Origin of the sequence: Pseudomonas knackmussii B13, from assembly GCF_000689415.1 — a bacterium.
GTDB classification, from domain to species: Bacteria; Pseudomonadota; Gammaproteobacteria; order Pseudomonadales; family Pseudomonadaceae; genus Pseudomonas; species Pseudomonas knackmussii.
On record NZ_HG322950.1, the window covers coordinates 976,591 to 1,000,295 of the forward strand.

Sequence of the window (23,705 nt, forward strand, 5' to 3'; positions counted from 1 at the left end):
GAGCGGCTACTCAATCCGATGGATTCCTTATCGGCGCTTGTCGTGAGCGGGTGGGTGGGGGAAGTCTCCTACCGTCTGGCTTGCAGAAGCGGATCTTGTCCCTCCACACCCCGACAGGTTCCTACCCTAACGCCATACAAGCGGATCTCATCCGCGAAAGCCCTAGCACCGATGCCCCCTGTAGGAGCGCGCCATGCGCGCGACTCGCGGACAAGGTCCGCTCCTACAGGTAGATACGGAGTGCCTCTGGGCCTCAGCCCTTCCACACCTGCGGGTTGACCAGGTTCTTCGGTCGCTCGCCGCGCAGCGCGGTCTCGAAGTTGTCCAGCGCGCATTCGGCCATGGCGCGGCGGGTTTCGTGGGTGGCCGAGCCGATGTGCGGCAGGGTCAGGGCGTTGGGCAGGGCGTACAGCGGCGACTCGCCCAGCGGCTCCTTCTCGTAGACGTCCAGGCCGGCGGCGAGGATCCGTTTCTCCTGCAGCGCCTCGACCAGCGCGGCTTCGTCGATCACCTGGCCGCGGGCGATGTTGATCAGGATGGCGCTGGGCTTCATCAGCTCCAGCTCGCGCTTGCCGATCAGCTTGCGGGTGGCGTCGGAGAGCGGCACCACCACCACGACGAAGTCGGCTTCGCTCAGCAGTCCGTCGAAGTCGCAGAAGCGCGCGCCCAGTTCCTGCTCCAGTTCCGGCTTGCGGCTGTTGCCGTGGTAGAGGACTTCCATGTTGAAGCCGAAGCGCCCGCGGCGGGCGATGGCCGCGCCGATGCGGCCGAGGCCGAGGATGCCGAGTTTCTTGCCATGCACGTCGACGCCGAACTGCGGGGTGTCCACGGTGCGCTTCCACTGCCCGGCCTTGGTCCAGGCGTCCAGCTCGGCGACGCGGCGGGCGGTGCCCATGATCAGGGCGAAGCCGAGGTCGGCGGTGGTCTCGGTGAGCACGTCCGGGGTGTTGGTCAGCGGGATGCCGCGCTCGTTGAGGTAGGCCAGGTCGTAGTTGTCGTAGCCGACCGAGACGCTGGAAATCACTTCCAGCTGGCCGGCCTGGGCCAGTTGTTTGGCGCCCAGCGGGCGGCCCACGCCGATCATGCCGTGGGCCGTCGGCAGGGCGGCGGCGTACTGGGCGTCGACGTCGCCGAGCTTGGGATCGAGCACGGTGACGTTGAACTGCGCGCGCAGGCGCTCGAGGTGTTCCGGGGCGAGACGGCTGAAGACGAAGACGTTCTTTTTCATGGTCCGGGGCATCGAGGGGGAACGGGAAGGGTGCCAACCCTAGCATTCCCGCCCCGGGCGTGGGCAAGCCGCGCCCCCTCGCAGACGAGAATGCGGACGGGAATGCGGGCGGTAATCGCGCGCGGCGGCAGGCTAGATGCCGACCTCGTCGGCCAGCAGCACGCCGGGCAGGTTCTCGCGCAGGTAGCCGACCCAGGTCTTGATCTTGGCATCCAGGTACTGGCGCGACGGGTAGAGCGCGTAGACGTTGAGCAGCTGCAGCTTGTAGTGCGGCAGCACGCGCACCAGCGAGCCGTCCTTCAGGCCCTCGGCCGCCGAATACACCGGCAGCGCGCCGATGCCCATGCCGCAGCGGATCGCCTCGGTCATGGCGTCGCCGACGTTCACCTGGAAGGGCGGCGGGCCGATGGTGACCATTTCCTGGCCGTTGGGGCCCTCGAACAGCCACTTGTCCAGCGCCAGCACCGGGCTGACCAGGCGCAGGCAGTCGTGCTCGACCAGCTCGCTTGGCGTCTTCGGCAGGCCGCGTGCCTCTATATAGGCGGGGGAGGCGCAAAGCACGCTGTAGGTCTCGCCAATGCGCTGCGACACCAGGCCGGAGTCCGGCAGTTCGGTGGCGACCACGATGGCCACGTCGAAGCCTTCGTCGAGCAGGTCCGGTACGCGGTTGGCCATGGTCAGGTCGAAGCTGACTTCCGGGTGCACCTGGCGATAGCCGGCGATGGCGCGGATCACGTAGTGCTGGCCGATGCCGGTCATCGAATGCACGCGCAGGCGCCCGGCCGGTCGGGCGTGGGCGTCGCCGGCCTCGGCTTCGGCCTCCTCGACGTAGGCGAGGATCTGCTCGCAGCGCAACAGGTAGCGCTGGCCGGCTTCGGTCAGGGCGATGCGACGGGTGGTGCGGTTGAGCAGGCGCGCGCGCAGGTGGGTTTCCAGATTGGCGACGGCTCGCGAAACATAGGCAGTGGTGGTGCCCAGTTGCACGGCGGCGGCGGTGAAGCTGCCGGTCTCGGCCACGCAAGCAAAGGCGCGCATGGTTTGCAGAGTGTCCATTGAGGGGCCTCTGAAGCAGGGGGTGGCGTATTGTCACACGAGACGCCGACAGGGATTGTTTCACAAACGGTAATAAAGATTCACAAATTGGCCGACTTATCCCTTTCCCGTCGCCTCCCTAGAATTCATCTGCCCGAATCGTCTCTTCGGCATCCTCTAAGCTGAAAAGCAAGCAACCCCCCCAGGACTCCCAAACGTGTCGCGTCCCCTCGTGAAAGGACTGGCGTTCGTCGGCTCCTTTGTCGTTTTTTCAACAATTGCCGGTTGCATCAGTACCCATGGCATCGCCCCGCAGGAGCAACGCCTGGGCAATGACCAACTGGCCACCGACGCCGCCATCCAGTCTGCCAACCGCGACGCGAAATGGCCGGGCGAACAGTGGTGGCGCGCCTATGGCGACCCGCAGTTGAACACCTGGGTACAGACCGCCGTGGACAACAGCCCGACGCTGTCCGAAGCCGAGGCGCGCGTGCGCATGGCACTGTCCATGGCCGGCGTCGCCGAGTCCGCCGAGTCGCCGCAGGTCAGCGCCGACGCCTCGCTGCTGCGCCACAAGTGGCCGAGCGACTACTTCTACGGTCCGGGCGAGCTGGCCAAGACCACCAGCTGGAACAACAACGCCGCGCTGGGCTTCTCCTACGACCTCGACCTCTGGGGCCGCGATCGCAGCAACACCGAGCGCTACATGAACGTTGCCTACATGACCGCCGCCGAGGCGCGCATGGCCCAGCTGGAGCTGGAGAGCAACATCGTCAGCGCCTACATCCAGATGTCCCTGCAGTACGCCGAGCTGGACATCGCCCACGCCATGCTCGAACAGCAACAGCAGATCCTCTCGCTGGCCCAGCGTCGCCTGGCCGGTGGCCTCGGCACCCAGTTCGAGGTCAGCGAAGCCGAAGTGCCGCTGCCGGAAACCAAGCGCAAGATCGACGCCGTCGAGGAGGCCATCGCCCTGTCGCGCAACCAGATCGCCGCGCTGGCCGGCAAGGGCCCGGGCGCCGGGGCTTCCATCAAGCGCCCGAGCCTGCGCCTGACCGCCCAGCCCGCGCTGCCCAGCGCACTGCCGCTGGAGCTGGTCGGCCGCCGCCCGGACGTGGTCGCCAGCCGCTGGAAAGTCGCGGCCCAGGCCAAGGGCGTGGACGTCGCGCGCGCCGAGTTCTATCCCAACGTCGACCTGGTCGCGAGCCTCGGCTACAGCGCCGTCGGTGGCGGCATGCTGGAATTCCTCACCGGGCAGAAGTTCACCTACAGCGTGGGTCCTGCGATCTCCCTGCCGATCTTCGACGGCGGCCGCCGCCGCTCCGAGCTGGGCCAGGAATCCGCCGGTTACGACGCCGCCGTGGCGCAGTACAACCAGACCCTGGTGAAGGCGCTCAAGGGCATTTCCGACCAGCTGATCCGCACGCACTCCATGGAGAAGCAGCAGGAGCTGGCCGAGCAGTCGGTGGCCGCGGCGCAGAAGACCTACGACATCGCCAGCAAGGCGTTCAAGGGTGGCCTGACCGACTACCTGCACGTGCTGAATGCACAGACCCGCCTGTTCCAGCAGCAGCTGACCCTGCAACAGGTGCAGGCCGCGCGCCTGGAAACCCATGCCGGCCTGGTGGTCGCCCTCGGCGGCGGCCTGATGGACGGCAAGGACATGCCCAAGGAGAAGCAGATGGTTCCGGCCAGCGTCTCCGTGCGTCCGCTGAGCGAGCGCTGAGATGGCCGACAGCCGAGCCCTGGGCGCCCGCTCGCCGTTCGACGAGGTGCGTCGCGCCTTCTTCGAGTGGGCGCGCAGCGACGGCGTCACCTGGGTCTACATCGCCAAGCTGCTGACCGCCGCCATGCTCACCCTGTGGCTGGCCATGCGCCTGGAGCTGCCGCAGCCGAGCACCGCGACCATCACCGTATTCATCGTGATGCAGCCGCAGAGCGGCCAGGTGTTCGCCAAGAGCTTCTACCGCATCCTCGGCAGCATCGTCGGCCTGACCGTGATGGTCGCGCTGATCGCCGTATTCGCCCAGGAACGCGTGCTGTTCCTGCTGGTGGTCTCGCTGTGGATCGGCATCTGCACCGCCGGCGCCGCGCGCTACCGCGACTTCCGTTCCTACGCCTGCGTACTGGCCGGCTACACCGCGACACTGATCGGCCTGCCGGCCACCTTGCACCCTGAAGCCGCTTTCCTCTCGGCGGTCTGGCGCGTGCTGGAGATCGGCCTGGGCATCCTCTGCTCCACCGTGGTCAGCGCCGTCGTGCTGCCGCAGACCTCCGCCGCGGCCATGCGCAACGCCCTCTATACGCGCTTCGGCGCCTTCGCCTGGTTCGTCCTCGACAACCTCGGCGGCGGCCAGCGCGAGCGTTTCGCGGCGGCCAACGTGAACTTCGTCTCCCAGGCCGTGGGCCTGGAAACCCTGCGCACCGCCACCGCTTTCGAAGACCCGCACATGCGCCTGCGCAGCGGCCGCCTGGCGCGCCTGAACAACGAGTTCATGGTCCTGACCACCCGCTACCACGCACTGCACCAGTTGCTCGAGCGCCTGCGCAGCCAGCACAGCGAACGCGTGCTCGACGCCCTGCAGCCGTGCCTGGAGCTGCTGCGCGAGATGCTCCAGCCGTGGAAGGGCAAGCCGCTCACCGACCGCGACGCCGCGCTGCTCGCCCGCCAGCTGGAAGAGCAGCGCCAGCAGATGATGCAGTGCATCCGCGAGGCGCGCGCGGAGCTGCGCGCCAAGGTCCAGGAAGTCTCCGAGCGGCTGGACTTCAACACCGCCGGCGAGCTGATCTACCGCCTGGTCGCCGACCTGCACAACTACGCCCTGACCCACGCCTCCCTGGCCGACCATCACCACGAGCGGGAGAACTGGAAGTTCGGCTTCTCGCCCAAGGCCAACCTGGTCGGTGCGCTGGTCGCTGGCGCGCGCACGGCGATCATGGTGCTGGTCTTCGGGGTGTTCTGGATCGAGACCGCCTGGCCCAGCGGCAGCACCTTCGTGCTCAACGCCGCCGCCGTCGCCGCGCTGGTCTCGGCCGCGCCGGACCCGTCGAAGATGGCCGCGCAGATGGCCGTGGGCACCTTGATCGCGGCCATCCTGGGCTTTGCCGAAACCTACTTCGTGTTCCCCTACCTGGACGGCTTCCCGCTGCTCTGCGTGGCGCTGGCGCCGGTGTTCGTGATCGGCGCCTACCTGTCGGTGAAACCGGCCTACGCGGGCGTCGGCATGGGCCTGCTGATCTTCTTCTGCTTCGGTGCCATCCCGGCCAACATGACCGTCTACGACGCCGGCCGCACGATCAACGAATACATCGCACTGGTGCTCTCCCAGGGGCTCGCGGCGGTGATCGTCGGCGTGCTCCTGCCGCCCACCAGCGCCTGGCTCTGGCGGCGCCTGGAGAAGGACCTGCGCATGCGCGTGGTGGAAGCCATCAGCGGCAAGCTCAGCGGCCTGGGCGCGACCTTCGAGAGCGCCACCCGCGACCTGCTCAACCAGGCCTACGGCCTCGCCGCGCGGCGCCCGGACGTGCAGCGCGAGCTGCTCGCCTGGATGTTCCTGGTGCTGGAAGTCGGCCACGCGATCATCGAGCTGCGCAATGAACAGGAGCGCCTGCCGGACGAGCCCTGCTACGCCGAGTCGATGCCCTGGCGGCAGGCCATCCGCAGCATGGGCCGCGCGCTGATCCGCCTGTTCGTGAACCCGAACGAGGCCAACCGCGAGCGCGCCCTGGCCGCCGTGGAACATGCCATCCTGAGCACCAAGGCCACCGAGGAAACCTGCGCGCCGGACTTCGAGAGTTCGCCGCTGCGCCGGGTGGTCAGCTACCTGCACTTCATCCGCACGACGCTGCTCGACCCGCAGTCGCCGCTGCGTGCGGACCGACCCGTAGAGGTTCGCCATGCTGCTTGAAGACCTGCCGCGCGAGATCGCCTTCCACGGCGTCTACATGCCGACCCTGACCCTGCTGTTCGTGGTCGCCGCGGTGATCTGCTGGGTCATCGACCGAGCCTTCGCCTCCCTCGGCGTGTACCGCTTCACCTGGCACCCGGCGCTGTTCCGCGTGTGCCTGTTCGCCTGCCTGTTCGGCGGCCTGTCCCTGACCGTCTACCGATAACGAGCCAGTACCCATGACCTTGAAATCCGTCTTCAGCCTGCTGGCGACCCTGATCATCCTGGTGGTCGCCGTGATCATCGGCCGCACCCTCTGGGTGAACTACATGGACACCCCCTGGACCCGCGATGGCCGCGTGCGCGCCGACATCATCAACGTCGCCCCGGACGTCTCGGGCCTGGTGACCGACGTGCCGGTGCGCGACAACCAGCGGGTGAAGAAGGGCGACCTGCTGATGCAGATCGACCCGGAGCACTACCAGATCGCCGTGAAGCAGGCCGAAGCCGCCGTCGCCTCGCGCCAGGCGACCCTGAAGATGCGCCAGCTCAGCGCCAAGCGCCGCGCCGCCATGGACAACGAAGTGGTCTCGCGCGAGAGCCTGGACGACGCCAGCAACACCGCCGCCGCCGCCGAAGCCGACTACCAGCAGGCCCTGGCCGCGCTCGACGCCGCCAAGCTGAACCTGCAGCGCACCCAGGTGCGCGCCGCCGTGGACGGCTACGTGACCAACCTCAACGTGCACCGCGGCGACTACGCCCGCGCCGGCGAGGCGAAGATGGCGGTGGTCGACGAGAACTCCTACTGGATCTACGGCTACTTCGAGGAAACCAAGCTGCCGCACATCGCAGTAGGCGACCCGGCCGAGCTGCAGCTGATGAGCGGCGAGCGCCTGAAGGGCCACGTCGAGAGCATCGCCCGCGCCATCTACGACCGCGACAACCCGGAGAGCCGCGAGCTGGTGGCCGACGTGAACCCGACCTTCAACTGGGTCCGCCTGGCCCAGCGCGTGCCGGTGCGCATCCACATCGACGAAGTGCCGCAAGGCGTGCTGCTGTCGGCGGGCATCACCGCGACCGTGATCGTCAACCCGAACCGCAAGGACACCGGCGGCGCCCAGGCGGCGACGGCGCAGTAAGCGGTAGACGGATCAGAAACGGGGGCTTCGGCCCCCGTTTTCGTTGGTGGCGGCTCTTCCCTGTAGGAGCGGATTCATCCGCGAAAATCCCCACACCGGTCCCCCCTGTAGGAGCGCGCCATGCGCGCGAATCGCGGCCATGGGCCGCTCCTACAGGGGAACGCCGTGCCGTGCGGTTCGCGAGCAAGCTCGCTCCTACGGGGATACGCCGTGCCAGGCCAATCGCGGATGAGATCCGCTCCTACGCAGGTCGTGTTCAGACCAACCCCGGCGCCGCGAAATGCGGGCGGACCGGGTAGCCGTCGAGCAGCGCCTGGACCTTCTCTTCCTCCAGCGCACCATTGAACGGCAGGCCCAGGGCCTGGCGGTGGATGCCGGTGGCGGCCAGCCAGAGGGTGTCTATGCGGGCGGCGAGGGCGCCGGGCACGTCGGTCACCAGCGAGTCGCCGACGAACAGGATGCGTTGCGCACCGCGAGCCTGCAGTTGCCGTTCGGCGATGCGGAATGCTGCCGGGTCGGGCTTGCCGAACCACTGCACCTGGCCGCCTTGCTCGGCGAAGGCTTCGGCCAGACGGCCGGCGCCGAACACCGTGCGGCCGGCGGAGACCACCACGCGGTCCGGGTTGGCGCAGAGGAAGGGCAGCTCCACTGCATGGCGCAGCGGCGCGAAGCGGGCTTCCAGCTCATCGGTGGGGAAGCTGCCGACGCCGAGGATCAGCGAGGCCTTGTGGATATCCGCGTCGAAGCGCTCGCGGATGTGCGCCGGCCAGGTTTCCAGGGCATCGCCGACGCCGGCGATGTAGATGCCGCCGCGCTGCAGTTCGGGCGTGCGTTCGATGGCGTCGATGGCCAGTTGGCCGGAAGTGGTGATGCCGCTGTAGAGCGTTGGCGATACACCAAGCGCAGTGAGCGTGGCGGCCATTTCCGCGACGCTGCGCGAGGCGTTGCTGAGGAACCACACCGGCTTGCCCTCGGCGGCGCGGCGTTGCAGCCAGGCCAGGGCGCCGGGGAAGACTTCGGCGCCGTCCATGAGCACGCCCCAGAGGTCGAGCAGGTAGGCGTCGTAGTCGGCGCAGAGGGCGTCGAGGCCGGCGTGGTCGACGAGGCGGGTGTCGGTGACGGCTTGGAAATGCGAGGCGGGCATGGCGATCCGGTCGAGGCGAAGGCAAGCGGAGACGCCTGCGTCAGGCGTCGGTCGCCACAAAGCCTAACGCAGCCGCGCCTGTTCCGGGGAATCCGCCGGGTCGATCAGGGCTTGGCCGGTGCCGGTGGCGCGGCGGCCTGAGTGGTGCCGAGCGAGCCCTCGACCAGGCCCTTGAGGTTGCACAGGCTGAACAGGCTGGTGCTGCAGCGGCCTTCGCGCATGGCGGTGCGGACAGCCTCGACCTCGACGTTCTGCACGTAGTGGATGGCCGGCCCCATGTCGTCCGCGTGGCCGAAGCCGCCGTCGACCATCTCCTTGAGCGCCTCTTCCTTGCTCCAGCCCTGGATGACGATGCGGTACATGGCCGCGAACAGGCCGGTGCGGTCGCGCCCGTGGGAGCAGTGCATCAGCACGGGGCCTTGTTGCTGGGCGGTCTGCAGGATGTGCAGCACGGCGATGACGTCGGCATCGTCGACATGATCGGCGTGGGTCGGGTAGCGCAGCACCTGCACGGGCGCGCCACCGAGCCAGGCCTTGTCGTCGGGCTTGGTGAAGGTCAGCACGCTGTGCACGCCGAGCTTCTCCAGCAGGGCCACGTCCTGGCTGTGCGGCATGGCGCTGCGGTAGAGGGTCGGCGACATCCGGTAGAGGTTGAACGAGGTGTCCAGCGGTTGCGCCCAGGTGTCCGGGCGCGCATCGGCGTGCGCTGCCAGGACGGGCGAACCGAGAGCGATCAGGGTGGCGAGCGCGAGGGTGCGCAAACGGGGGACGATGGCCATGCGGGCTCCTGTCTGTCAGGCGCGAGACATTAGGAGTCCGTCGATTAAGCAGCGATGAAGGCTTCGTGAAGAAATCGTCAAGCCGACAGCTGTTTTTTCAGCGCGGAAGAAAACGCTCCTGAACGCGCGGGCGGAAGAACCAGCAGGCCGCCAGCGGGTAGAACAGGTAGTTGAGCAGGAACAACAGCAGCGCGGCGTGGCTCGGCGGGTTGCGCCAGGCGGCCAGGGCGACCAGCCCCAGGTACAGCAGGGCCAGGCCGGCCGAGTAGAAGCCGAGCAGGCGCCAGCGCTCGCCGGTGGTGGGCAGGCGCCCCACGCGGCGGGCGAAGAAGAACGCCATGCCGGCGCCGATGGCCAGCGCCACCAGCAGGTTCACCGGGACCAGCCCATAGCGCAGCAAAGTGCGCAGCAGCACGTTGAGGGCGAAGGCGACGAGCATGCCGCCCAAGGCGTAGTAACGGGTGCGGACCGGCGCGTCGCTCATCGGCGTTCTCCCTAGAGTTGGCCGTTCAGGCCGAAGCGTTTCTTCAGCGCGCGGTCCAGCAGCGCGGTTGGCAACCAGCGCGCGAGCAGGGGCAGGGCGCGGCTGCCGTGGCCGACACGCAGCAGGCGCGGCACCGGATTGCGGTGGATGGTGCCGAGCACCTGACGGGCCAGCTCGGTGGCGGGTGTGGGCTTGTCCTGCGAGGCGTTGGCGCGAGCGCGGATGAACTCGCGCAGCGGCCACCAGGGCGAGTCCTCGGCGACAACGCCTTCCAGGCTGCGGTTGGCGTTGGCGCCGAAGCTGGAGGCTATGGCGCCGGGCTGCACTTCCAGCACCGCGATGCCGAAGGGCGCGAGCTCCAGGCGCAGCGCCTCGTTGAGCGCATGCACGGCGGCCTTGGACGCGCAGTAGGCACCGGCGAAAGGGGTGACCAGCACGCCGGAGACGCTGCCGATATTCACCAGCGTGCCCTTGCGTTCGCGCAGCAGCGGCAGGCAGGCGCGGCTCAGTTCGATCACCGCGAACACGTTGGTCTCGAACTGCTGGCGCAGGACCTCGGCACCGCCGTCCAGCAGCGGGCCCATGGCGCCGTAGCCGGCGTTGTTGATCAGCACGTCGAGGCCGCCGACTTCGCTGCGCAGGCGCTCGGCCAGTGCGGCGACGGCGGCGCTGTCGGTCACGTCCAGGCGCACGCCGCGAAAGCCGGCCTGGTCGAGGACGGCGACGTCCTCGTCGCGCCGCGCGGTGGCCCAGACGGCGTAGCCGGACTCGCGGAAGGCGTCGGCCAGGGCGCGGCCGATGCCGCTGGAGCATCCGGTGATGAGGGCGACGGGCTGGAACATGCGGCAGTCCTTGGCGGAGAGGGAAAGGCTTCTACCCTAGCCGATAGGCACGCCAGGGGTGAAGCGCGGCTCAGCCGCCGAAGCGCCCTTCGATGCGTTCGGCGCGGAACTCCAGGGTGCTCGCCCGATAGCCCGGACGCAGCGTCGGCAGCGGCAGGCAGTCGTTCCAGCTGTCGCCGCCGAGCAGCGCGCCCGGGCCACGGTAGCGCGGCGTTTCGTAGAGATTCTCGGCGAGGTCGACGGTGTCGCCGGGGCGGTAGGCGGCGACCTTCCAGCGCAACTCCTGCAGTGGCGCATCGCTGCCGTTGCGCAGGTCGACGCGCAGCGGGCGGTCGGCCGGGCACAGGGTCGGTGCATAGCTAATGCGCAGTTCCAGGTGCTGCAGGCGGCGCTCGTCGCGGCTGTCCTGCCAGACCGCCAGGCTCACCACCAGCGCCAGGCCGACCAGCGCGGCGCCTGAAATCGGCAACGCGCGGCTGGGGTAGCGCAGCAGCAGGATGACCCAGGTGACGATGAGCAGCGAGCCGAACAGCATGGCGGGTTCCGTCGGGGAGAGGGACTAGAGCCTAGCAGGTGCAAGGGCGCGAGAGGACCATCCAAGGGGCCTGACCCAAGACGAAGGCACGACCGGTTCGGGCTTGCGCTGGCGGCGGCCCGTTTGCCTACGCGGTGGGTATCGCGCTGGCTTATGCTTCGCCGTGGATCGCGCCGCCGTGCAACCTCGCGCCTGAGTCGCTACAGGAGTTCCCATGAAGATCGTCAACGCCAAGCTGCGCAAGCAGACCGGCCTGTTCACCATTCGCTGCGAAGGCGAGCTCATTGCCGAGGTGCTGCCGCAGGCCGGCAGCGTGCTCGCCCGCAGCGACGAGCTCGACGCCGCCGGGCAACTGGTCATCGCGCCCCTGGTCGAGCCGCACATCCACCTCGACGCCACCCTCACCGCCGGCGAGCCCGAGTGGAACATGAGCGGCACCCTGTTCGAGGGCATCGAGCGCTGGGCGCAGCGCAAGGAAACCATCACTCACGAGGACACCAAGTCCCGCGCCCACACCACCATCCGCATGCTGGCTGCCCACGGTATCCAGCACGTGCGCACCCACGTGGACGTCACCGACCCGACCCTGGCCGCGCTCAAGGCGATGCTGGAAGTGAAGGAAGAGGCGAAGCACCTGGTGGACTTGCAGATAGTCGCGTTCCCGCAGGAGGGCATCGAGTCCTACGAGGGCGGTCGCGAGCTGATGGAAGAGGCGATCCGCCTCGGCGCCGACGTGGTCGGCGGCATCCCGCACTTCGAGAACACCCGCGAGCAGGGCGTCAGCTCGATCAGGTTCCTCATGGACCTGGCCGAGCGCACCGGCTGCCTGGTGGACGTGCACTGCGACGAGACCGACGACCCCAACTCGCGCTTCCTCGAAGTGCTCGCCGAAGAGGCGCGGGTGCGCGGCATGGGCGCGCGCGTCACCGCCAGCCACACCACGGCCATGGGCTCGTATGACAACGCCTACTGCTCGAAGCTGTTCCGCCTGCTCAAGCGCTCGGGCATCAGCTTCGTCTCCTGCCCGACCGAGAGCATCCACCTGCAGGGCCGCTTCGATACCTTCCCGAAACGCCGTGGCGTGACCCGCGTGGCCGAAATCGACCGCGCCGGGATGAACGTCTGCTTCGGCCAGGATTCGATCAAGGACCCCTGGTACCCCCTGGGCAACGGCAACATTCTGCGGGTGCTCGATGCCGGCCTGCACATCTGCCACATGATGGGCTTCGACGACCTGCAGCGCAGCCTCGACCTGGTCACCGACAACAGCGCCCGCGCACTGAACCTGGGCGAGCGCTACGGCATTGCTGCCGGCCGCCCTGCCAACCTGCTGGTGCTGGGCGTGGACAGCGACTACGAGGCGGTACGCCAGCAGACCAAGGCGCTGTACTCGATCCGCCACGGCCGCATCCTGATGCGCCGCGCGCCGGAGAGCGTGGAGCTGTTCGAGGGCTGATAGAGCGGATTCATCCGTGAATATCCGTGCACCGAAGTCGCCATGTAGGAGCGCGCCATGCGCGCGATTCGCGGCCATGGGCCGCTCCTACAGGGGAACACCGTGCCGTGCGGTTCGCGGATGAATCCGCTCCTACAAAAACTTCGCGCAAAGAAAAACCCCCAAGGCACATGGCCTTGGGGGCTGTTGGCGCCGATGGGGAGGCGCCGTCCTGAACTAGCGTGCGCCGGCCTGGGCTTGCATCACAGCCGGTTCTGTACGTCCGTAGACATCCTCCAGACGCTCGATGTCGTCCTCGCCCAGGTAGCTGCCGGACTGCACCTCGATGATCTCCAGCGGGATCTTGCCGGGGTTGGCCAGGCGGTGCACCGAGGCGATGGGGATGTAGGTGGACTGGTTCTCGGTGAGCAGGAACACCTTCTCGTCGCAGGTCACCTGGGCGGTGCCGGAGACCACGATCCAGTGCTCGGCGCGGTGGTGGTGCATCTGCAGCGAGAGCTGCGCGCCGGGCTTCACGGTGATGTGCTTGACCTGGAAGCGGCCGCCCATGTCCACCGAGTCGTAGCTGCCCCAGGGGCGGTACACCGCGCAGTGGTTCTGGGTTTCGCTGCGACCGGCGGCGTCGAGTTCGCCGACCACTTTCTTCACGTCCTGCACGCGGTCGCGGTGGGCGATCATCATGGCGTCCTTGGTTTCCACCACCACGATGTCGTCCAGGCCGACCACCGAGACCAGCTTGCCGTTGCCGTGCACCAGGCAGTTGCGGCTGTCGTGGACGACCACGTCGCCCTTGGTGACGTTGCCGTTGGCGTCCTTCTCGTGCACCTCCCAGATCGACGACCAGCTGCCGACGTCGTTCCAGCCGGCGTCCAGCGGCACCACGCAGGCGCGCTGGGTCTTTTCCATCACCGCGTAGTCGATGGAGTCGTCCGGGCAGCAGGCGAATGTGGCGGCGTCGATGTTCACCACCGTGCCTTCGCGCTGGCTGCGTTCCAGGGCCAGCAGGCAGGTGTCGTAGATGTCCGCGTCGTGGCGCTTGAGCTCTTCGAGGAAGCGGCTGGCGCGGAACAGGAACATGCCGCTGTTCCAGTAGTGGTTGCCCTGCTCGACGAACTGGCGGGCGCGTTCGGCATCGGGCTTCTCGATGAAGCGTTCGACCCGCGCCACGCCTTCAGGCAGGCGCTCGTCGGCGTTGGCGCGGATGTAGCCGTAGCCGGTCTCGGCACGTTGCGCCGGGACACCGAAGAGCACCATCTCGCCGCGTTCGGCGGCCACGGTGCCAAGGGCCAGGGCGCGCTGGAAGGCGCGTGGGTCTTCCAGCACGTGGTCGGCCGGCAGCACCAGCAGCAGTTCGTCACGGCCTTCGGCGACCAGCTGCATGGCGGCGATGGCCACGGCCGGCGCGGTGTTGCGACCGAAGGGTTCGAGCAGGATGCCCTGGCTCTGCAGGTTCAGCTGTTCGAGCTGTTCCTGGAGGATGAAGCGGTGCTCCTTGTTGCTCACCACCAGCGGCGGCTCCATGCCGTCGAAGGCCAGGCGCTCGACGGTCTGCTGGAACAGCGTGTGCTCGCCGGCCAGGGCGAGGAACTGCTTGGGATAGAGCTTGCGTGAAAGGGGCCAGAGTCGGGAGCCGCTGCCACCGGAAAGAATGACGGGAATCATGGGGTTTCTCCTTAAGCGTTCATGCGTTCTGTGGGGCGCCCGCGGGCGCCGTTGCCGTTCTGGGTGACCTCTCCGTGCGGGCCGTCATGGCAGCCCGCTGTTTTTTCTGTTCATTGGGTCCCCGCGTTCGCGGGGAAGACGGTCAGAGCTACGTGCAGCTCCACGACTTCTCGTCATTCCCGCGAATGCGGGAACCCAGAAAACCAACCAACCCTCAATCCGCCACCACCGGCCGCTTGACCCACACCGGCGAAAGCTTTCCGCCGGCGTCGGTGACGTACAGGCACACCACCTCGCCGCGGGCCAGGGTCACCGGCTTGAGGTCGCTGACCTTCTGCGCGCCGTCGAACAGCGCCAGGTCGACTTTCACCGGGTTGATCTCGCGGTCGCCGTGGCTTTTCGGGGCGACGTTGCCGACCACTTCGGTCTTGCCGTCGGCGGTCTTCAGGGTCAGCGCCTTGCCGCTGAGGTTCTGCACGCGCACCAGGGCCTTCTGCTTGTTCTTGAAGGGCGGCTCGCTTACCAGCTGCGGTTGCGCGCCCGGTTCGCTGACCAGGGTGTAGTAGGCGTCCGGATCGAGTTTCACCGGCAGGCTCTGGCTGCCGACCTTGGCGGTGTAGCTGCCGGGCGGGAGGAACTTGAAGTCGCTGGAGCCCAGCGGCGCGACGTCGTTCAGCGCGGCGTTGCCGACGCTCACCGAGAGCTCGCTGTTGCCGGCGTTGTAGGCCCGCACGAAGGCCGAGCCCTTGGGCGCCTGCGGGCCGTAGAGGGCGGCTTCGCCGGCGTGTGCGCCGACGTTGGCCAGGCCCAGGGCCAAGGCGAGGGCGGGGATTTTCCAGCCTTGGGTCTTGGATCGGATCATGGGGTGTACCTCCGTCTCTTCTTGCATTGCAGCGGGCGCGCGGGCGCCCAGTGGGTGGCGCTCAGCGCGCCGCAGCCAGGCCCGGCGGGTTGGCCGCCAGGCGTTCGTCTCGGGTGCCGGCCGCGCGCAGCTGGGCCAGCCAGTTCGCGTCGAACTGGCTGAGGTCGTTGCGCATCGGCAGGTAGCGTTCGGGGAATTCCCAGACCAGCAGGCGCGGCGGGTGCTGCGCGAAGCCGGGGTCCTGGAGCAGTTCGAGCATCGGTTCGAGCGGCCCCTTGCCTTCCTTGGCGTAATTGATCAGGTCGGCCGACAGCGCCTGCTTGAGCGCGCCGGCGAAGTTCCAGCGCGGGTTGGCGCTGTAGCTGGTGCCGACCAGCGCCACCTGCGGCGCGGTGCTGTCGCCGAAGAGGTCGCCGCCGCTGGCGTTGTCGTCGGCCGCGCGGGTCTGGCGTTCCTGCAACTGGTCCGGCGCCGGCAGCAGCGTGCTGAACAGCGGGTCCAGCGGCAGGAAGGTCAGCAGGTCGCCCTTGTGCGGCGCGGCGGCGTGGGCCTCGGTGATGAAGGTCTGCTGCGGCAGGTCGAGGTGCTGGCCGTCGCGGATGGCGCGGGCCAGGCGCTCGGCCACGGCCTCGGCGCCCAGCGGCGTCCAGTGGGTGTCGGTGCGCAGGAAGACCTGGCCCTTGTCCTTGGCCTGGTCGAGGGTTTCCAGCAGCTCGGGCGCGGCCATGCCGGCCTGCCGCGCGCGCTGCAGGAAGTCCTGGTACAGACCGGCGTGCAGGCTGGCCGGCTGTTCCTTGCCGAGGTATTCGGGATACACCCGCGCCTTGGCCGGGATGATCGCCAGTACCAGCTTCACGCCGCGTCGCTCCAGCTCCTTCTGCACGCCGCGCAGCAGTGCCCAGTTGTCGTCGAGCTGGGTCGCCGTCGGTGCCGGCTTGAACTCTTCGTCGGTGTACAGCCAGCCGTCCTTGCCGAGCACCACGCCGGGGCGGCCTTCGTCGAACAGGGCGAAGTCGAGCGCGGCCCAGAGGTTGGTGCCCAGGCGCTTGATCGGGAATTGCTCGTCGTAGTGGGTCTCGAAGGCGTGCGCCAGCTTGCCGTTGAGCAGCGGGGTGCCGGGGGCTGCGCTGAAGCTCGGGAAGCTCTTCAGCGAGCCGCAGGCCAGGCCCAGGAGCAGCCCGCCGAAGGCGGCGACGTAGGCGTATTGCAGGGGTTTGGGAAGCGTCGGGTTCATGCGGCGGCCTCGCTCAGAACTGGAAGTAGAGGAAGGGCGAGTAGCTCTGCGCGGAGAGCTTCAGCACCGAGGCGGCGAACAGCGCAAGCAGCGCCACGCGGGTGGCCAGCAGCGGCAGCGCGGCACTCCAGCTGGCGACCACGGCGCCGCCCTGGTCGTTGCCGGCCTCGGCCTTGGGTGCCTTGAGTTGCAGCGGCTGGCCGCGGAACTGGCGCAGGCCGAATACCGCGAGCACGGCGTAGGCGAGCGCCAGGGTGCCCAGCTGCAGGCCGGTGAGGCTGGCGCGGTTGAGCTCGGACAGCTGCCAGTCGCCGAAGCTGAACATGGCGGCGTACATGCGCCAGGCGACGTGCAGGTTCTCGGCGCGGAAGATCACCCAGCCGAGGATCACCAGGAGGAAAGTGAAGGCCCACTTCAGCGGATTGAGCACGCGCGGCGCGGCGTTGACCCCGAGGGCGCGCTCGATCGCCAGCCAGGTACCGTGCCAGGCGCCCCAGACGATGTAGGTCACGTTGGCGCCGTGCCACAGCCCGCCCAGCAGCATGGTCAGGAACAGGTTGCGGTAGGTCTGGAAAGTGGTGCCGCGGTTGCCGCCCAGGCTGATGTACAGGTAGTCGCGCAGCCAGGTGGAGAGGCTGATGTGCCAGCGCCGCCAGAACTCGGTGATCGACTGGCTGACGTAGGGCTGGTTGAAGTTCTCCATGAAGCGGAAGCCCATCATCAGGCCCAGGCCGATGGCCATGTCGCTGTAGCCGGAGAAGTCGAAGTACAGCTGCGCGGTGTAGGCCAGCGCGCCGAGCCAGGCGTCGCCCGTGGTCGGGTTCTGCAGGGCGAAGCAGTGGTCGGCCAGGGCCGCCAGGGTGTCGGCGATGAACACCTTCTTGACGAAGCCCTGCATGAAGCGGGTGCAGCCTTCGGCGAACTTGTCGAGGCTGTGGGTGCGGTGGTTGAACTGGTCGACCAGGTCCTTGAAGCGCAGCACGGGGCCGGCGATCAGGTGCGGGAAGATGGCGACGAAGGCGGCAAAGTCGATCAGGTTGCGCGTGGCCGGGGTGTCGCCGCGGTACACGTCGATGATGTAGCTGATCGACTCGAAGGTGTAGAACGAGATGCCGATGGGCAGCAGGATGTGCGTCAGCACGAAGGGCTGCATGCCGAACGAGGTGATGATCTGGTTGAGGCTGTCGACACCGAAGTTGGCGTACTTGAAGTAGCCCAGCACGCAGAGGTCGACGACCACGCCGAGGATCAGCCAGCGCTTGGCCGCGAGCGTGCGCACGCCGGCCGCGCCGATGCGCAGCCCGATCCAGTAGTTGAACAGGGTGACGCCGGCGAACAGGGCGAGGAAGTCCACGCGCCACCAGGCATAGAAGAGGTAGCTGGCGACCAGCAACAGGAGGTTCCGGTAGCGGTTCCCGCTCAGGTAGTACAGGCCGAGGAACACCGGCAGGAACAGGAACAGGAACACGTTGGAAGAAAAGACCATTGCGCGTCTCGCTCTGGAGCTTCGTACCCTGGATCGCTCCAGCCCTTCCGGCGCCGTGAAGGCGCGCAAGGAAAAGGCCGGTGCGATCCGCCAATTCCTCCCCGTGGTAGTGCCAAGTGGTGGTGCGCCCGCCCGGCGTCTTTGCGCCTGGGTCGGGGTGTTGCGGTGCCCCGCGTGTGCGGGATAGCTCTTCGTAGGAGCGAGCTTGCTCGCGAACCGCCCAGCGCCGGTGCCTCCGGGGACGCCGTTCGCGAGCAAGCTCGCTCCTACAGGTTCTGGTCCGTTATCCGCCGTTGCCGCGGTTGAACACCTTCGTCACGTCGCCGCCGAGGCGGAAGCTGTTGAAGGGCTCCATCTTCCTGCGCCAGTCCTGGGTCTTAGGCGCGCAGCTGTAGAGCGCGCAGTAGGGCTCCAGCCAGGCGAACTTGCTGTTCTCCTTCAGGTCTTCCATGTCCTGGTCGTTGCCGGTCTTGGCGTCGAAGGCCTGCTGGTCGCCCACGCCTTGCATCACGCGTTCGGCCAGGCGCTGCAGCGCGCCGTGGTTTTCCTCGCGCAGGTCGGTGCCGTTGGCCTGGGCGAAGGCGGCGATCATCGCCAGCGGGGTCAGCGCGTAGTTGTGGTAGGAGAGGGCGCGCTGGCGGCGCTTGAGTTCGTTGGGCAGGTAGCCGTCGTCGTCGACCTGGCTGGCGGCGACCTTGAACGCCTGCACCGACCAGTCGAACAGGTCGCGGCGGTTGGTCACCACGGCAGTGGACATCACCGACCAGGCGGCCCAGTAGCTGTGGTTGTTGATCTGCTTGAGCGGCAGGTTGCTCCAGTCGCTGACCACCTGGCTGCCGAGCTTGCCGAACCACTGCTCGATCTGCGCCGACTGCTGCGGGTAGGCCGCCAGCGGGCGGCTGCTGGAGAACTTCAGGCGCAGGTAGGACGAGGACAGGCTGCCCAGCGCCCATTTGCGCATCGACTTGCCGGTGTGGTTGAAGTCGGTGCTCTCCAGCGCGTCGGCCTTGGCCCAGGTGGACAGCCAGTTCAGCGCACAGTCGAGGTCGCCCTTGTGGCCGCTGCGCATGTACTGGGTGATCAGCTTGCTGGTGCCGCGCTCCATCTCGGTGATGTCCTTGATCTGCTCGCGGAATTTCTTCTCGGCGCCGGTGTTGAGGGTGGCGCGCGCCGAGTCGGAGCCTTCGTACTTGCTGGTGAACTGCAGCGAGCCGGTGTAGGGCGTGGGCGCTGCCTGGCAGCTGTCGGCCTCGCCCTTGCGCTCGCCGACCGGGGCGAAATAGCCGGGTGGCGGCACCAGGTCGGCGGCCTGGGAGGCTTGTCCGTAGAGCGCACCGAGGCTGCCCAGGCTGAGCAGCGGCCAGAGCAGGCGCAGGCCCTTGCTGCGGGAAAGACGTTGGATGGACATGGGTTATCTCCCGGCCACTTCGGCAGTGGCCTTGGTTTGCGGCGTCTGGCACAGCTTGGCCTCGACCTCGAGGCCGGCCGGCATCTCGTCCGGCGCTTCGATTTCCAGGGAGAGGAACTGCTGGTCGGCCCAGTCCTCGTCGTTGCGCAGCTCGAAGACGTAGCGCCCGCCGGTGTCGACGGCCTTGGACTGCTCGATCTTCAGCTGCTCGCGGCGGCCGTTCATGTACCAGACGGTGTTCTTCAGCTGGTGCACGCTCGGGTCGCTGTAGGTGATGTCGGCGGTGTAGCTGCCGCTGCGGATCGGCAGCGTCGCGCTGTTGAGCAGCACCTCGTTGCGCCCGGCGTGCAGCTTGACCTTGCGGCTGAGCACGGCCTTCTGCGTCGCGCAGCCGTTGGCCACCAGCGGCATGGCCTGGCGGTAGAAGCTCTTCTGCGCCATGTCGTAGTGGGTGGCGAATTCCCAGACGAGGATCTTCGGCGGGTTCTTGTGGAAGCTCTCGCTGGTCAGGTAGGCCAGCAGCGAGCTGTCGAAGCCGCCGCCGGACACGGCGTTGTTGAGGATGTCGACCTTGCCGTACTCCTCGAGGAAGCCGACGAAGTTGTAGGCCGGGCCGCTGTTGGAGGTGCCGACCACTGCCACCTGCGGGTTGCCGCCGTCGCCGAACAGGTCGCCGCTGTCGCTGGCGCCTACCGGCTCGGTCTCGAAGCGGTCGACGTACTGCGGCGCGTAGCTGCTGCCGCAGAGCTGCGCGGCGGCCTTGTGGAAGGTGCCGAGCTTGGACAGCAGGCCGGTGCGCTTGCTTTCGAATTCCTTCTTCGGAATCGCGTCGTAGCCGGGGATTTCCTTCAGCGTCTGCGCGGCGATCTTCGCGCTGCGCATGGCGCCGTACGGGGTCCAGTGGTGGTCGCCCTTGAAGTAGTACGGGTGGGCTTCCTTCTCGTCGAACAGCGGCGAGAAGTCCGGGGTGTAGATGCCGGCCTCGCGGAACTTGGCGATCGACGCCAGGTAGTTCTTCTTCGCCAGCTCGAAGTTGAAGGAGGCCTTCTCCTCGGGGTTGAGCTTCTCGCGGTCGATCAGGCCGCGGGTGGGCTGGTAGACCACCATCAGCTCGACGCCCTTGCGCTTGAGTTCGTCGCGCAGCGCCTTGAGTTCGCGCCAGCCTTCGGGGCTGGTGCCGAAGTCGGTGCGCAGGTCGTAGGTGGTGCGGAACAGCCAGTCTTCCTGGGCCGGCACCAGGTGGGTGAAGAAGCCCAGGTACTTGGTGTCGTAGGCCTTGTCGTCGGCCGCCTTGGGGCACAGGCCGGCGGCCGGCAGGGCGCGGTAGGTCGGCGCGCCGGTGTCGGCGGCGAAGGCGCCGTGGGCGAGCAGCAGGCCGGCGGCGAGGCCCGTCAGGCCCGACAGGCAATGGGGGCGGATGGTCATGGTGCGGGTCCTCATTTATGCAGTTCGGCCTGGCTTTCCACGGGGTCGATCAGCACCGCGCGCTGCTGGCGCACGAGCAGGTCGAGGATCTCTTCCTGCTTCTCGCCGAGTACGCCGGAGAAGCTGATGCCGGAGGATTTGGTCGGGCCGAGCATGGCCACCTTGTACAGCTCCAGGGACAGCGGCGAGGCCACCGACAGCGGCCCGGAGCCGTTGCCGGCGAGCTTGCCGCCGACCACGATCAGCGAGACCTTGGTGTCGAACGGGTCGAGGTCGATGTCGCGGTCGGTGTCGGACAGGTCCTTGATGTGCCCATACACGCCGAGCAGCTGGTTGCCGGCGGCGAGGTTCTCGTACAGGCGGATGTTCACGCTGTTGCGGATGCGGATGCCGTGGCGGCGGTTGCCCAGCACCTGGTTGGCGTAGATCAGGTTGTCGCCGGATTCGTAGAGCGTGATGCCGTCGGAGTGGTTGCGGTAGACCTCGTTGTAGGCCACCAGGTTGTTCACGCTGTTGCGGTCCAGGACGATCCCGGAGAGGTGGTTGTCGTAGGTCTTGTTGCGGAAGATGAAGCTGTCGTCGACCTCGCGCGAGACGATGATGCCGTGCTTCTTCTTCGTTCCGTAGACGGTGTTCTCGGCGATGATCAGCCGGCGCGAGCGGTCGTGCGGGTCGATGCCGTAGATCACGTTGTCGCGGTAGGTGTTGCCGCGCACCACCAGGTCGTCGGCCTCGTAGCAGTAGAAGCCGTACCAGTTGTCGACGAAGGTGGAGCCGAGCACCCAGCCCTTGGGGCGCGGGCGCTTCATCTGGGTGTCCATGCCCGGGCTGTACTGCGAGATGGAGATGCCGTAGGCCTTGGAGGCGTTGTAGCCGAAGCTGGTGAAGGTGCTGTTCACCAGGTACGCCTCGGCGCCGCCCCAGGAGACCAGGAAGGGGCGGAACTCGTTGGGCGATTTGAACCAGGCCGGCTCGCCTTTCGCCTCGTTCCAGGCGGTGACCTTGCTGTCGCGGACGAACAGCTTGCCGTCGTTGACCAGGAAGGCGCCGCGATCCTGCGATAGGCGCAGCTCCTTGACCTTGCCGTCGATCTCCAGGGTCGCGCCCTGGCTGACCACGATCGGCAGGCGCGCGACGTACACGCCCGGCTCGACCTGTTCCAGGGACTTGCCGAGTTTGCCGGCCAGTTCCGCCAGATTGACGTAGCCGCCTTCGATGAAGATCGCCTGGGGCATCTGCTTCTGGCGCTTCACCCACTCGGCCAGGCGGTTGCTGCCGCCGGTGAATTCCTTCAGCGGCTGCTGCTGCACCATGCGCTGCAGCACGGCCTTGCCCGGCTTGCTGCGGTCGATCATCTTCGCCACCGCCTCGGCGGTGTAGCCGGACAGGTCGGGCAGCTTCGGCGGGTCCAGGTGCAGCGTTTGCTCGGCGATGGTCGAGACCGTGTAGTTGCCGGTTTCCTTCAAGCCTTGGGTGTGGCCGGGCTGGTTGGCCGGGGCCGCTTGCGAGTCAGCCTTGGTCGGCGGCGCCAGGGCCCAGGCCGGGGAGCCCGCGGCGAGCAGGCAGGCGAGCAGCAGGCCGGTCAGGGGAGGGTGGCTGTGCATGGCGATGGTCTCGGTTTTCAGTAGCGCCAGATGACGTCGACGAACGCGTGGTGCATCGTCGAGTCGACGTGGTTGCCGTAGGCGTCGCCGGGCATGAACAGGCCGCCGCGGAAGCGGATCAGCGCCGAAGGTTCGTCGATCGCCTGGCTCATCGAGGCCGGCAGCAGGCCGTGCTTGAAGTACTTGGTCATCACCAGGTCGACCTCCTGGCCGACGTCCTTGGAGTCGTTGACCAGGGGCGCGTTGATGCCGCTGTTGCCGATGTCCGAGTCGCCGTCGACGCGCCAGAACTTGTGGTACACGAGGCTCGCGTCGTAGTCGTCGCGCAGCTGCCAGGCGCCGAACAGGGTGGCGTCCTGCAGGTTCGACAGCTCGCCGCGGAAGGCCTCGCCGAAGCGGTTCACGCGGGCGCGGGTGCCGGTGAAGTTGGAGCGGTTGCTCTGCAGGCCGGTCTGCTCGTACTGGTCCTCGCCGTTGTGGCCGCCGCCGCTGCCGCGGGCAAAGCCGGCACCGGCGCGCCACTGCTCGTCGATGTTCCAGCGCAGGCCGAGGTCGACACCGTAGGCGTTCACGTCGCCGCTCTGCTTGCCGGTGGCGATGCGTTCGCCGCCGACATCGACGGTGCTCAGGCGGTCGCGGTTGCCGGTCAGCCAGGTGGCGCTGGCCCAGTAGTTCAGCGGCATCTGCGAGCGGTACTCGTAGCCGTCGCCGTTGGCCTCGACGCCGAGCCAGGTGAGGTCGCCGGTGGAGCGCTTGTCGAGCGAGTCGACTTGTTCGCCGGGGTCCTTCAAGTGGCCGCTGTCGTCGGCGTGGTGCAGGCGCAGGCCGACCCAGTTGTGCGGCGCCCACTGGGTGGAGAGGTCGCCGAACACGTGGGTACGGTCCTTGTCCTGCGGCGCCAGTTCGGTGAGGTCGGTGCGGTATTCGGAGAAGCGTTGCGCGACGCCGGCGTGGGCGCGCAGCAGGGTGGTGTCGAAGGTCCAGTTCAGCGCTTCGATGTTGGTGTCGGCCCACATGCCGCTGTCGTCGCGCAGGCGCTGGCGGCCGAAGCGCAGGTGCTCGCCGGGGTATTGGGTGAGGCCGGCGTAGTCGACCCAGAACTCGCGCAGGGCGAGGTAGCTGTCGTCGGGCTCGCGGCCGTTCGTGCCGCTGTTGTCCACTTCGTCAGACTGCAAGGTGTCGGTTTGCACGGTGTCGGTGGCGGTCACCGCCTGGCCCATCACGTAGGCGCTCCAGTCGCCCCAGGTACCCAGCGCCCAGGGCCGCAGGTCGAGGCCGATACCATTGAGGTCGCCGCCGTGGGCGGTGCCCAGGTCCTGGTCGTCGAGGGATTCGGCGGTGACCTTGATGTCGATGCCGAAGTTCTTCGGCGGCTCTTCGGCGGCCTGCGCGAGGCTGCCGAGCAGGCTCATGCCGGCGCCGAGCATGGCCGGCAGCAGGTGCGCGCGGCGGATGGCGCCGGCCAGGCGCAGCGGCTGGAGGAGCGGGGCGGGAGTCG

Annotated in this window: 20 protein-coding genes; 5 read left to right on the forward strand and 15 right to left on the reverse strand. The window is 67.9% G+C overall.

Translation table 11 applies throughout. The features are described 5' to 3' along the window. Window positions 1-253: 253 nt before the first annotated feature. Window positions 254-1,228 (reverse strand): 2-hydroxyacid dehydrogenase, encoded by a 975-nt coding sequence (locus PKB_RS04685; protein WP_043249440.1) that lies wholly within the window; start codon window positions 1,226-1,228, stop codon window positions 254-256. A gap of 132 nt (window positions 1,229-1,360) precedes the next feature. Then, the gene (locus PKB_RS04690) at window positions 1,361-2,281 is read right to left on the reverse strand and encodes a LysR family transcriptional regulator (RefSeq protein ID WP_043249443.1); all 921 of its coding nucleotides are present in this window, start codon (window positions 2,279-2,281) and stop codon (window positions 1,361-1,363) included. A gap of 196 nt (window positions 2,282-2,477) precedes the next feature. On the opposite strand from PKB_RS04690, the gene PKB_RS04695 reads away from it, so the two are divergent. The 4 genes from PKB_RS04695 to PKB_RS04710 are packed head-to-tail and all read left to right on the forward strand — an operon-like array spanning window position 2,478 to window position 7,286. Next, entirely contained in the window at window positions 2,478-3,986 is a 1,509-nt protein-coding gene (locus PKB_RS04695; protein WP_084166573.1) for an efflux transporter outer membrane subunit, read from the forward strand. Window position 3,987: 1 nt separating this feature from the next. Further along, window positions 3,988-6,168, forward strand: a complete 2,181-nt coding sequence (locus tag PKB_RS04700; RefSeq protein ID WP_043249445.1) for an FUSC family protein — start codon at window positions 3,988-3,990, stop codon at window positions 6,166-6,168. Window positions 6,169-6,172: 4 nt separating this feature from the next. Next, entirely contained in the window at window positions 6,173-6,373 is a 201-nt protein-coding gene (locus PKB_RS04705; RefSeq protein WP_043256924.1) for a DUF1656 domain-containing protein, read from the forward strand. Between the two features lie 13 nt (window positions 6,374-6,386). Further along, complete coding sequence (locus tag PKB_RS04710) at window positions 6,387-7,286, forward strand: efflux RND transporter periplasmic adaptor subunit (RefSeq protein WP_043249446.1); 900 nt, start codon at window positions 6,387-6,389, stop codon at window positions 7,284-7,286. 256 nt (window positions 7,287-7,542) lie between these two features. Here the strand turns inward: PKB_RS04710 and PKB_RS04715 are convergent, their stop codons facing one another. The 5 genes from PKB_RS04715 to PKB_RS04735 form a co-directional block, all read right to left on the reverse strand. Further along, window positions 7,543-8,430 (reverse strand): TIGR01459 family HAD-type hydrolase, encoded by an 888-nt coding sequence (locus tag PKB_RS04715; protein ID WP_043249448.1) that lies wholly within the window; start codon window positions 8,428-8,430, stop codon window positions 7,543-7,545. Between the two features lie 104 nt (window positions 8,431-8,534). After that, window positions 8,535-9,209, reverse strand: a complete 675-nt coding sequence (locus PKB_RS04720) for a phosphatase domain-containing protein (RefSeq protein WP_043249450.1) — start codon at window positions 9,207-9,209, stop codon at window positions 8,535-8,537. Window positions 9,210-9,306: 97 nt separating this feature from the next. Further along, complete coding sequence (locus tag PKB_RS04725; protein ID WP_043249452.1) at window positions 9,307-9,693, reverse strand: hypothetical protein; 387 nt, start codon at window positions 9,691-9,693, stop codon at window positions 9,307-9,309. Between the two features lie 11 nt (window positions 9,694-9,704). Continuing rightward, window positions 9,705-10,535, reverse strand: a complete 831-nt coding sequence (locus PKB_RS04730) for an SDR family oxidoreductase (protein WP_043249454.1) — start codon at window positions 10,533-10,535, stop codon at window positions 9,705-9,707. 70 nt (window positions 10,536-10,605) lie between these two features. Continuing rightward, window positions 10,606-11,070 carry a hypothetical protein gene (locus PKB_RS04735; protein WP_043249456.1) on the reverse strand — a complete coding sequence of 155 codons (465 nt, stop codon included), beginning with the start codon at window positions 11,068-11,070 and terminating at the stop codon, window positions 10,606-10,608. 214 nt (window positions 11,071-11,284) lie between these two features. Here PKB_RS04735 and codA point away from each other — a divergent pair, with 214 nt between their 5' ends. Next, window positions 11,285-12,526 (forward strand): cytosine deaminase, encoded by a 1,242-nt coding sequence (gene codA, locus PKB_RS04740; RefSeq protein ID WP_043249458.1) that lies wholly within the window; start codon window positions 11,285-11,287, stop codon window positions 12,524-12,526. 216 nt (window positions 12,527-12,742) lie between these two features. Here codA and PKB_RS04745 read toward each other — a convergent pair whose 3' ends face one another. From PKB_RS04745 to PKB_RS04780, 8 genes are all read right to left on the reverse strand, one after another. Then, on the reverse strand, window positions 12,743-14,188 hold the full coding sequence (locus PKB_RS04745) for a mannose-1-phosphate guanylyltransferase/mannose-6-phosphate isomerase (RefSeq protein WP_043249460.1): 1,446 nt from the start codon (window positions 14,186-14,188) through the stop codon (window positions 12,743-12,745). Between the two features lie 214 nt (window positions 14,189-14,402). Further along, a complete protein-coding gene (locus tag PKB_RS04750) occupies window positions 14,403-15,077 on the reverse strand; it encodes an alginate O-acetyltransferase AlgF (RefSeq protein WP_371369545.1) in 675 nt (224 codons plus the stop codon). A gap of 34 nt (window positions 15,078-15,111) precedes the next feature. Beyond that, the gene (locus tag PKB_RS04755) at window positions 15,112-16,284 is read right to left on the reverse strand and encodes an alginate O-acetyltransferase (RefSeq protein WP_052355178.1); all 1,173 of its coding nucleotides are present in this window, start codon (window positions 16,282-16,284) and stop codon (window positions 15,112-15,114) included. Between the two features lie 13 nt (window positions 16,285-16,297). Next, window positions 16,298-17,770 (reverse strand): MBOAT family O-acyltransferase, encoded by a 1,473-nt coding sequence (locus PKB_RS04760; RefSeq protein WP_043249463.1) that lies wholly within the window; start codon window positions 17,768-17,770, stop codon window positions 16,298-16,300. A 283-nt stretch (window positions 17,771-18,053) separates the two neighbouring features. Next, window positions 18,054-19,178, reverse strand: a complete 1,125-nt coding sequence (locus PKB_RS04765; protein WP_043249465.1) for a mannuronate-specific alginate lyase — start codon at window positions 19,176-19,178, stop codon at window positions 18,054-18,056. Between the two features lie 3 nt (window positions 19,179-19,181). Next, entirely contained in the window at window positions 19,182-20,603 is a 1,422-nt protein-coding gene (locus PKB_RS04770; protein ID WP_422613524.1) for an alginate O-acetyltransferase, read from the reverse strand. Between the two features lie 11 nt (window positions 20,604-20,614). Continuing rightward, window positions 20,615-22,207, reverse strand: a complete 1,593-nt coding sequence (algG, locus tag PKB_RS04775) for a mannuronan 5-epimerase AlgG (protein WP_052355179.1) — start codon at window positions 22,205-22,207, stop codon at window positions 20,615-20,617. Window positions 22,208-22,224: 17 nt separating this feature from the next. Then, complete coding sequence (locus tag PKB_RS04780; protein ID WP_043256930.1) at window positions 22,225-23,634, reverse strand: alginate export family protein; 1,410 nt, start codon at window positions 23,632-23,634, stop codon at window positions 22,225-22,227. Window positions 23,635-23,705 lie beyond the last annotated feature (71 nt).

Excerpts from the sequence above, each read along its gene's own strand:
- codA (WP_043249458.1), top strand. The coding sequence starts at position 11,285 with ATGAAGATCGTCAACGCCAAGCTGCGCAAGCAGACCGGCCTGTTCACC.
- PKB_RS04715 (WP_043249448.1), bottom strand. The coding sequence starts at position 8,430 with ATGCCCGCCTCGCATTTCCAAGCCGTCACCGACACCCGCCTCGTCGAC.
- PKB_RS04780 (WP_043256930.1), bottom strand. The coding sequence starts at position 23,634 with ATGCTCGGCGCCGGCATGAGCCTGCTCGGCAGCCTCGCGCAGGCCGCC.
- algG (WP_052355179.1), bottom strand. The coding sequence starts at position 22,207 with ATGCACAGCCACCCTCCCCTGACCGGCCTGCTGCTCGCCTGCCTGCTC.
- PKB_RS04750 (WP_371369545.1), bottom strand. The coding sequence starts at position 15,077 with ATGCAAGAAGAGACGGAGGTACACCCCATGATCCGATCCAAGACCCAA.
- PKB_RS04725 (WP_043249452.1), bottom strand. The coding sequence starts at position 9,693 with ATGAGCGACGCGCCGGTCCGCACCCGTTACTACGCCTTGGGCGGCATG.
- PKB_RS04690 (WP_043249443.1), bottom strand. The coding sequence starts at position 2,281 with ATGGACACTCTGCAAACCATGCGCGCCTTTGCTTGCGTGGCCGAGACC.
- PKB_RS04730 (WP_043249454.1), bottom strand. The coding sequence starts at position 10,535 with ATGTTCCAGCCCGTCGCCCTCATCACCGGATGCTCCAGCGGCATCGGC.
- PKB_RS04720 (WP_043249450.1), bottom strand. The coding sequence starts at position 9,209 with ATGGCCATCGTCCCCCGTTTGCGCACCCTCGCGCTCGCCACCCTGATC.
- PKB_RS04685 (WP_043249440.1), bottom strand. The coding sequence starts at position 1,228 with ATGAAAAAGAACGTCTTCGTCTTCAGCCGTCTCGCCCCGGAACACCTC.
- PKB_RS04755 (WP_052355178.1), bottom strand. The coding sequence starts at position 16,284 with ATGAACCCGACGCTTCCCAAACCCCTGCAATACGCCTACGTCGCCGCC.
- PKB_RS04745 (WP_043249460.1), bottom strand. The coding sequence starts at position 14,188 with ATGATTCCCGTCATTCTTTCCGGTGGCAGCGGCTCCCGACTCTGGCCC.
- PKB_RS04760 (WP_043249463.1), bottom strand. The coding sequence starts at position 17,770 with ATGGTCTTTTCTTCCAACGTGTTCCTGTTCCTGTTCCTGCCGGTGTTC.
- PKB_RS04765 (WP_043249465.1), bottom strand. The coding sequence starts at position 19,178 with ATGTCCATCCAACGTCTTTCCCGCAGCAAGGGCCTGCGCCTGCTCTGG.
- PKB_RS04700 (WP_043249445.1), top strand. The coding sequence starts at position 3,988 with ATGGCCGACAGCCGAGCCCTGGGCGCCCGCTCGCCGTTCGACGAGGTG.
- PKB_RS04770 (WP_422613524.1), bottom strand. The coding sequence starts at position 20,603 with ATGACCATCCGCCCCCATTGCCTGTCGGGCCTGACGGGCCTCGCCGCC.
- PKB_RS04710 (WP_043249446.1), top strand. The coding sequence starts at position 6,387 with ATGACCTTGAAATCCGTCTTCAGCCTGCTGGCGACCCTGATCATCCTG.
- PKB_RS04735 (WP_043249456.1), bottom strand. The coding sequence starts at position 11,070 with ATGCTGTTCGGCTCGCTGCTCATCGTCACCTGGGTCATCCTGCTGCTG.